The sequence below is a fragment of the Burkholderia sp. WSM2232 genome (genome assembly GCF_000472545.1).
Lineage (GTDB): Bacteria > Pseudomonadota > Gammaproteobacteria > Burkholderiales > Burkholderiaceae > Paraburkholderia.
Genome location: NZ_AWZV01000059.1, coordinates 1 through 7,842, shown reverse-complemented (window position 1 = coordinate 7,842; position 7,842 = coordinate 1). Strand labels below are relative to the sequence as shown.

The 7,842-nt window shown below is 59.0% G+C and carries 7 protein-coding genes; 1 reads left to right on the top strand and 6 read right to left on the bottom strand.

What is annotated here, in order from left to right; translation table 11 throughout:
- Window positions 1-206, top strand: a 206-nt coding sequence (locus F757_RS36725) for a hypothetical protein (protein ID WP_232221482.1), incomplete at its 5' end; no start/stop codon positions are given.
- Window positions 207-380: 174 nt separating this feature from the next.
- Here F757_RS36725 and F757_RS35545 read toward each other — a convergent pair.
- The 6 genes from F757_RS35545 to F757_RS34360 form a co-directional block, all read right to left on the bottom strand.
- Window positions 381-668: a PAAR domain-containing protein gene (locus tag F757_RS35545; RefSeq protein ID WP_084531078.1), complete on the bottom strand. Its 288-nt coding sequence runs from the start codon at window positions 666-668 to the stop codon at window positions 381-383.
- 66 nt (window positions 669-734) lie between these two features.
- The gene (locus tag F757_RS0129590; protein ID WP_027214489.1) at window positions 735-1,190 is read right to left on the bottom strand and encodes a hypothetical protein; all 456 of its coding nucleotides are present in this window, start codon (window positions 1,188-1,190) and stop codon (window positions 735-737) included.
- A gap of 4 nt (window positions 1,191-1,194) precedes the next feature.
- Window positions 1,195-5,934 (bottom strand): RHS repeat-associated core domain-containing protein, encoded by a 4,740-nt coding sequence (locus F757_RS34365; protein WP_051376899.1) that lies wholly within the window; start codon window positions 5,932-5,934, stop codon window positions 1,195-1,197.
- 16 nt (window positions 5,935-5,950) lie between these two features.
- Complete coding sequence (locus F757_RS0129580) at window positions 5,951-6,487, bottom strand: hypothetical protein (RefSeq protein WP_156923779.1); 537 nt, start codon at window positions 6,485-6,487, stop codon at window positions 5,951-5,953.
- Between the two features lie 6 nt (window positions 6,488-6,493).
- Window positions 6,494-6,877 (bottom strand): hypothetical protein, encoded by a 384-nt coding sequence (locus F757_RS0129575; RefSeq protein WP_027214487.1) that lies wholly within the window; start codon window positions 6,875-6,877, stop codon window positions 6,494-6,496.
- A 20-nt stretch (window positions 6,878-6,897) separates the two neighbouring features.
- Window positions 6,898-7,842: DUF2345 domain-containing protein (locus F757_RS34360; RefSeq protein ID WP_035467655.1), on the bottom strand; the 945-nt coding region annotated here is incomplete at its 5' end.

The following is a 7,842-nucleotide window of genomic DNA, read 5'->3' as shown; positions in this document are numbered from 1 at the left end:
AACAGCCCGCCTTTTATTGCCGCGATTATGTCCTGCGCGCCCATACCGCCTCTTTTTATGCAATGCGCGACCCCGCGCCATCGCGCGATAATACAAATATCAGACAGTTACGGCAATCATGGAAAGAGAAACAAATGTTAAATCGGAATTTGTTTCGCCGTTTTTTAATTTGTGGGTCGATCGGTAAAATCCAGCCACCCCGTTGAGAAGCACAGGATGAATGATGCAGAGTCCCAATATCAGCCAGCGTTAATTCAAAGCGCATCCCGGCACACGCCGTGACCACGCACGCTTTCACGCAATTTACGAGCCAGAGAAAAGCGCTGAAATTCGAGCCGGATTCGTGGGCTTTGACACCGCCAAAGCGAAGAAAAAAGTTTCTACGCTTGCGTTGACATCATCTGTTGTGAAGCGACCAGGCGAGGCGGCGGATGGCAGCCACAGATACACAGGTCGTCGCTCAACGCAGCCTGCCGCCCATCCGGCGCGGTCATGATTTGCCTCGGCCCATCGCACTGAATTTTCCCTGTCGTATTGCAGGACGGACACGCCACAGGATCGCCTTCGTGAGCGACGTCTTTGTCGCTCAGTCGAATAGAAGTGGCTGCAGCATGAACGACGCCATTCGCTGTCGTCCTGTCGCCGTTCAGAATCAGATATCGTTTCATGGTGCTTCCAGGGCTGACATACTCACGCGATTAACTCTGTTCAGCTAATCAGGATGCCTGCGTGGTCTATTCCTTCCCTTCGGTGTACGCGACGCTTGTGATCACTACCATCGAGCGCAAGTCGGCGTGAACCGTCAGCGTTCCCCAACTGAAAACGAACGTATCCGCGCCGATCGTGGAAGACACGCATGGGGATTCCGATTGCGTCGCGATCATCTTGGAGAGTGCTTTCTTTTCCTTGACCAGATCGTCCTCGGTCGCCGACCAGTCGTTTTTCTTTGCAACGCCGTCTAGCCACACGAAGTCAATCATTGCCAGCTTTTTGTTGCGATATCGAGCTGCCACCCCAAACGTCTTACCCCAAAGCTTTACCCCGTTGATGCCGTAGTTCTCCCACTCGCCGCACTTCGCGAGTTCGGCTGCTCCTGCCAGGGGCGACTCTTCCGGCGACGGTCTGCCAGAAAACAGGCTCGTCAACTCATCGATAAAGAGCGTTCCCGTTGAAAAATCAAACGTAGCCATCCAGTCAACTCCCGAACTTCAAAATGTTGCCGCCGACAAGGCTACTCTTATCGGCACTCGATACGAAATATTGAGTGCCCCCGCCCTTGCCGAGATTCGGGTTAGCGAGCGATTGTCCCTTCGCCACACAAATGTCCTTCGTGACAACGAATGCCCGCAACTGGCTTCTCATCGGCCGCGCGCCAGGGGTATTGCTCGCGTGCGAAATCTGCGTCATGTCGTTGTACTCTCGCGCCGATCCGCCGGTCTTGAGAATAGTGCGAGCGTCTGAGAAATAGTTGCCCGGCAAAGCAGTCGCGATCTTGTCAGGCGGCGCATAGGGATACAACGTGTACAACACTGTACCGCGCTTCAGGACAGTGTTCGTATACGAGTCCACTCCGGGATAAGGGTCCTTTCCTTGCCAGCTTCTAGCCTGGGCAGCGGGATCTTTCCCTGCACAAGGATCTTTCTGGCAGCAATCCTTGTTCGGCGTTTGCGCTTTTTTCTTGAGCCCCAGCGGATCGAGCCAGCCCGTCGGATTCGGCGCGTACTGGTAGCTGTTTCCGCCGCCCAGCAGTCCAATTGGATCCTTGGACGTATATCTTCCGGTACTCGCGTCGTAGTAGCGGTGCCGGTTGTACGCGAGGCTCGTCTCTTCGTCTAGCTGCTGCCCCTGGAAACGGATCGGGTTGCGCACAACGGTGCGGGTCGCCTTCGAGACGCGCGCTATTACGTCACGAGCCTCGCCCCAAGCCTTGAATCGGGCCTCCCAGACGACTTCGCCGAACTCATCAGTCAGCAACTGCGGCGTGCCGATCTGATCGCAGTGATAGTAAAGGACATGAGCGGTGGGAGGCACGTTGACAGGCTTCAGCAGCGGATCGTCTTCCGGCGTGTAGCGGTCAGTCGGCTTCCACTCGGGCGTCGCAATGCCTTGAACCGGAGCAGAGGCAAACTGTACGAGCGGCACAAACGTGCCCGCTTCATACACATAATGCGTGCTGCCTTCAGCGGCGCTTTCATATGCGAGCGTATCGCCGTCCCAGCCGTACCATGTATGCGCGCCGTCAACCACCTTGCCGATACGGCGCCCGAAAGGATCGTAGAAGTAGCGAGCCTCATGCCGACGCTCAGGCCCATTCACACTTGCCACCGTCATCCGGTTGAATTCGTCCCACTCATAGCGCTGCTCGGCGCCCGCAGCGCGCTTCGCGATCAGGTTGCCCCGGGGATCATAGGAAAAGTGTGTGCCCGCGTAGTCCTTCAAAAGGTTGCCCAATACTTTGGGCATCTGGGGCGGCAAAGAGCTCGCTTGCGACGGACCGCCACTGCGGGCATTCGCCGGACTGCCTGGATCGACGATATTGCTGGCTGGATCAAAGGCAAATCGTTCGGTCGCAATTGGGCTCACCGCTTCGATCAGCCTGCCGACGGGATCGTACCGGTACTGCGTCGCTCCGTGTCGGCTGTCCTCGATGCCGGTTAGCTGCCCCACCGCATCGTACTGATACCGGCGCGCCACGATCGGAGCCGGTGCGCCTGAGCGCCGCAGCGCCTGCGACTCGATTCGTCCTACCGGGTCGTAATGCGTCTTCTGCACGAGCTGGTTCGATAGCGTACGTTGTATTTCCCGATGCAGGTCGTCACGCTCGAACTGGATCAGTTCCTGGCCGTCGAGCTGCAAGCCGTGCACGTGTCCCGTGCCGTAAATCAGCCAGTCGACCGTATGACCGTTCGGGCGGACCGTTTTGATGCGGTTGCCTGTTTCGTCGTATTCGTGTCGCCAAACAAAACTGCGGCGTTCGCCGAACAACTGGTGCGCGTGATGTTCCCGCACCAGGTTGCCTACCGGATCGAAGAAGTGCTGCACCCGGCTGATCGCATTTTGTGCGTCGATGAGCCGGCCGCTTCCGTCGTACATGAAACGCTCTTCGCTTACGCCGGCAACCCGCCGCGTAAGACGGCCACCGCTGTCGTACTCGAGTCGGGTGGTCTGCCCCGCTTCGTCCACCGTTCGCAACTGGCCCGTCAGCGCATCATAGGCATAGCTGGTCCGCATTCCGTCGAAGCCGATTTCCGCGACGAGTCGGCCCACCGGATCGTAGTGAAACTGGTAGGTCGCGTGATTGGAATCGGTCAGTGCGCTCAGGCGTCCGACGGGGTCATAGCGGTACGTCAGCAGTTCGCCTGAGGCATCGCGTCGCTTAGCGATCCTCCCGGCGGCGTCATACGCATAGCGCGTGACCCGGTTCAGTGGATCCGTGTGCACGAGCAGCCGTCCCTCGGCGTCATACTCGAGTCTTTCAATTCCCGCAGCCGATTGCACGGCCGCTAGCTGACCATTAGCACCATAGCGATAGGTAACACTTCGCCCGGCTGCGTCCTTACTCTCGAGCAGGCGCCCTTGGGCATCGTAGGTCCACTGGGTTGTCTTTCCCGAACAGTCCGTATAGCTGACAAGGCGCCCTGCATCGTCATAAGCGAGTGCTTTTGCTGCCCCCTTTGCGTCGACGATCGCGGTCGGCTGGCCCTGGGCGTTGTAGCTGTATTGAGTCTTGTGCCCGAGCGGATCAATCTGCGTCACGACGTTGCCGCTGTCGTCGTACTCTCGCGTCCAGCGATATGCGTGCGGATCGATGATGGCGGTCATCTGATCCTTCGCGTCATATTCCATATTTACCACGCTGCCATCCGGACGAGCCTGCGCGACCAGATTGCCGCGCTTGTCGTAGGTGAAGCGCTCGACGCTGCCATCCGGATGGATATGCTGCGTCAAGTTATGCTGGGCGTCGCGGTAGAACCACTCGTTCAGGCCGTCCGGATAAATGATCCGGTATGTGTAGCCGTCGATGTCGAAGTAATAGCGGGTAACGTTGCCGAGAGCGTCAGTGACGTCGACAAGGCGAATGTCCGGATGCCATGCGAGACGCGTCTCATAGCTGCCGTCGTCGGCATACTCGCGCACGCACTTTGCCTTCGGTCCGGAGCCATCCCACTCCAGATTCATGCCTCGTCCGGTCCGATCGGTATAGCGGGTCACGAGATGATGCAGGTACGCATAGTCGCGCCGATTGCCGTGACGGTCGGTGACCGCAATGAGGTCGCCGTGCTCGTCGTACGTGTAACGCGCCAGCATACCGACACGCTCGCCCTCCTGATCGACCTCGACCGCTTCGACGATACGGCCGTTTGCATCGTGGGAAAACACGACGATGCCTTGTGCGGTGATCACGCGGGCCAGCTGGTGCGCGTCATCGTAATCCAGCGTAACCTGACTGCCGTTGCGATCCCTCAGGAAGGTAAGGCGGAAAGCCCCGCCTCGTTTTTCGTATGCTTCCAGCAGCTCATGGCCGCGGGTGAGCGTAAGCCACTGCTCGTCAAGCTGCGCGAGCGTGAGGTCCTCGGCGAGATCGTCATGTGTTTCGCCGGCCTTCAGCAAGGGGTAGTCCAGACTGCGTCCGCTCGCATCGTGATAGACGAGCTTCGCTGCTTGGATATCGAAGCGTGTCGTATAGGGCGTTATCCAGCGAGCGCCGAGATTTCCTTCGTCGTACGCAGAGAGAAACGAACGGTACGTTCGTCGCCAGACCACCGGCATAGCGCCTGGCAAGATGAAATCTTCATGATCAAAACGCTCGTCGCCGAGCGCGTAGCCGATCGAGCCGCCGCTGCGTCCCAGGCCGCAACTCTTGCAGTCGCTGGCGCCCGGATGTTTCGCCTTGGCCTGAGTCGCGATCGTTTCGAGCTCGCCTTCGGTCTTCGTCAACTCGGCTTCCACCTTGCCGGCCGACTTGATGCCGACGGTCTGCTTGTGCTTCTGTTTCTCTTTCCACTTGGCCACCGCCCGCATCAACGTATCGAGCATCCAGATCAGGCCGCCGACATCAGCGCTATTGAGTCCCTTGATCTTTTGCGTGACCATCGGAATCGCGTGACGTGCCTCCGCGGCCATCTGCCTGAGCCGCTGACCGGTCGACGGCGAGAGTTCATTCGCCGCGCGCGAGGCGAGGTTGGCAGCGTCCTTGACCAGCACCTTGGTGCCGTCTTTTAGATACGACCACAGGTTCTCGGCAACCTTGCCGGCGTCGTGAGCGGCGAAGCCGTCGCTGACTTGCGCGAGATGCCTATCGGCTGCACGATAATTTCCCGACGTGTCGAAAAGCTTGCCCGACGCCGCGCCTTCAAAGATTTGCGCGAGACCTTCCAGTAGCTTTTTCGCATGATCCGCGCAGTCGTCAAGCATTTGCGCGAGCTTCGCCTTGACCTCCTCGATAAATTTTTCGATGTCGCCTGCGAACTTCGCGCTGATGTGCGCCACCAGCACCGAGATGATCGTGTCGGCGATCATCTGTGCTCCGCCTTCCGCAATGGCCTTGCCGCTTTTTGCGAGCTCCTGTCGGGCCAACTTCATCAGCGGGCGGGCACCCATGCGGAATTCACCCATCACCGGAGGTACAGGGATGACGCCAATCAGGTCGATGCCAAGATTCAGATAGTCGAAGAAGTCTTTGGTCTCCGCTTCAATCAGCCGCTTGATGTCCATTACGACATCGATCGCGGACAGAATGTTGGAGACGACCGGAATGTAGTTGGCCAGTTGCTCGACACGCTCGAGCGTGATGTAGCCATCGCTGACACTCTTAAGCCACGCATCGAATTGCTCCAGGGCGGACCCGACGTCCTCCCTGGAGATCGTAACGAGCGGCGCAATGGCGACTTCGGTTGCGACAACGGCGGTGGTCTCTGCAGCGGCTGCGCTCATTCTGGGTCAGGTCGGTTTAGTTGCTACGTGTAAAGAGTTTGTCGTATCCGCATCCGAGCAGAATCCATCCCGGGCTTTCGTGCTGATCGACAAGCAATCTGATTTCCTTTTTGCCAACCGCCTTGCGATAGTCGACACCTCGCCAATTGGCGTTTTCGCGCAGCGAGACTGTGCCGGCTCCTTCGCTCATGCCCCCGATACGCGCGGCCCATTGCTTCGCCACGTTGACTTCATCGCCGACGGGTACGGGAACGGCCAGCAGCATCTGACGGGGTGAGGGCATCGACACCAGGTTCGACAATGTGCCCCAGGCCTGGATCGGTTTCTCCGTCTCCCATGCCAGATCAACCGCTTTTTCTTGCGGTGGTTGACTCGTAAAGCCACGAACCGTCCCGGAATCGACCCGGCCCACGAACCTGTCTATTGCACGCGCGTCGAGTTTGCACTCGACGAAGCGGACGATCGTCCGCAAATCGGCTGTCGACTGCGCATGCGCGTTCGCGGCGACTGCAACACTGCACACCGCACACATGAGTGCCTGAACGACTCTCATCGTGACTTACCGGACCTTGCAGTCGGTGGCTGCTGGATAACTGGTCGAAAAAGCCCCAACGCAATGCAGCGTGACGCTTCGACCGACGCGCGAACGGATTTTCTCGATGCTCACCTTGTCGGCGAATGTCACGCGTACAGCGGAGTCCGAATCGTCGCCTAGCTTACCGATGACGTTATCGGACAATCCCGAATCGAGAGACAGCAGCTTGCCGGTTATGACGAGCGGTTTGTCGGTGTACTGCGACGCTGCCTCGGTGTTGCTCTGGTACTGCGAGACCATCGCAGCTGCAGACAATTTCAGTTCGGCTGCGCCGGACGCCGTCGAAGCGATGGCCAATGTGACTGCAAGAAAGGCTGATTTTTTCATGATCGAGCTGCGTTTATTCAAGTCGAACGACCGGCATCGAATCAGACGATGCCCTTGATTGCAGGGACAGCGCTGCGTGCCGATTGTGCGATGCTGCCGATTTCTCTGGCAGCACTGGCCGCCTGGCTTGCTTGCGAGAGCGCGGTGTTCATTTCCGATGGCAGCGCCTTTGTCAGTGCGCTTTCGGCGAGCCCCGTTGCCTGGCTTTTTGCCATTGATGCGAGTCCGCCGCTGCCTCGCGCAGCCATGCTAGCGAGGCCTGCGAGTTGCGATGCTTCCCCTGCGGCGGCGCGCATTACGCCTGATGCCGCCCCTATGCTGCTCGCTGCACCAGCGGCACTGGCAGCAGCTGTTGCTGGCGGGGCATTGCCAGCCCCAGGCAGAAAGGAAGCCATTTGAGAAGCCGCAGCGGTATTGTCGGCAGCCCCAGGCGGCTCGACCGGCCACCTTGTGCTTTTGAAATAGTTGGCCGGCTGAGAGGGATCGCGCGGGTCATTGCCGAACTGCACCTGCGCGACGCCGGGCGGCAGGCCGCTGACAGTCATACGGCCATTAGCATCGAGCGCCCCCTTTCGCAGGAGTCCGCCGTCGGCGTCGAGCACCGAAAATTGTCCGCCCTTAACCGGTTCTCCATTGGCGTATTGATGAAGCAGTTCGAGCTGCCCTGGTTGATCAGGGCGCGCAGATGGCAGCGGATACCCCTGACTCGTCGGCCCATTGAAGCTGTGCTGCGCCCCTTTGACATCAATCTTTCCCGGCGCATGGATCTCGATGTTGCCACCGGCAATGCGGATATACGCGCCGCCGCTCGTCAGCAGAATGGCCTGGTCGGCGGCGGCTTCGATTTTTTCTGTGGCTGACAGCAAACGGAACGTCTTCTGTGCGGTCAGCTCCACATTGTCCGACTGCGCCTGAATCTCCACCTTCCCCTTTGCCGCAAAGAGCTTCATCCCCGCGTTCTGCGCGAACAGGCTGATCTTCTGCGC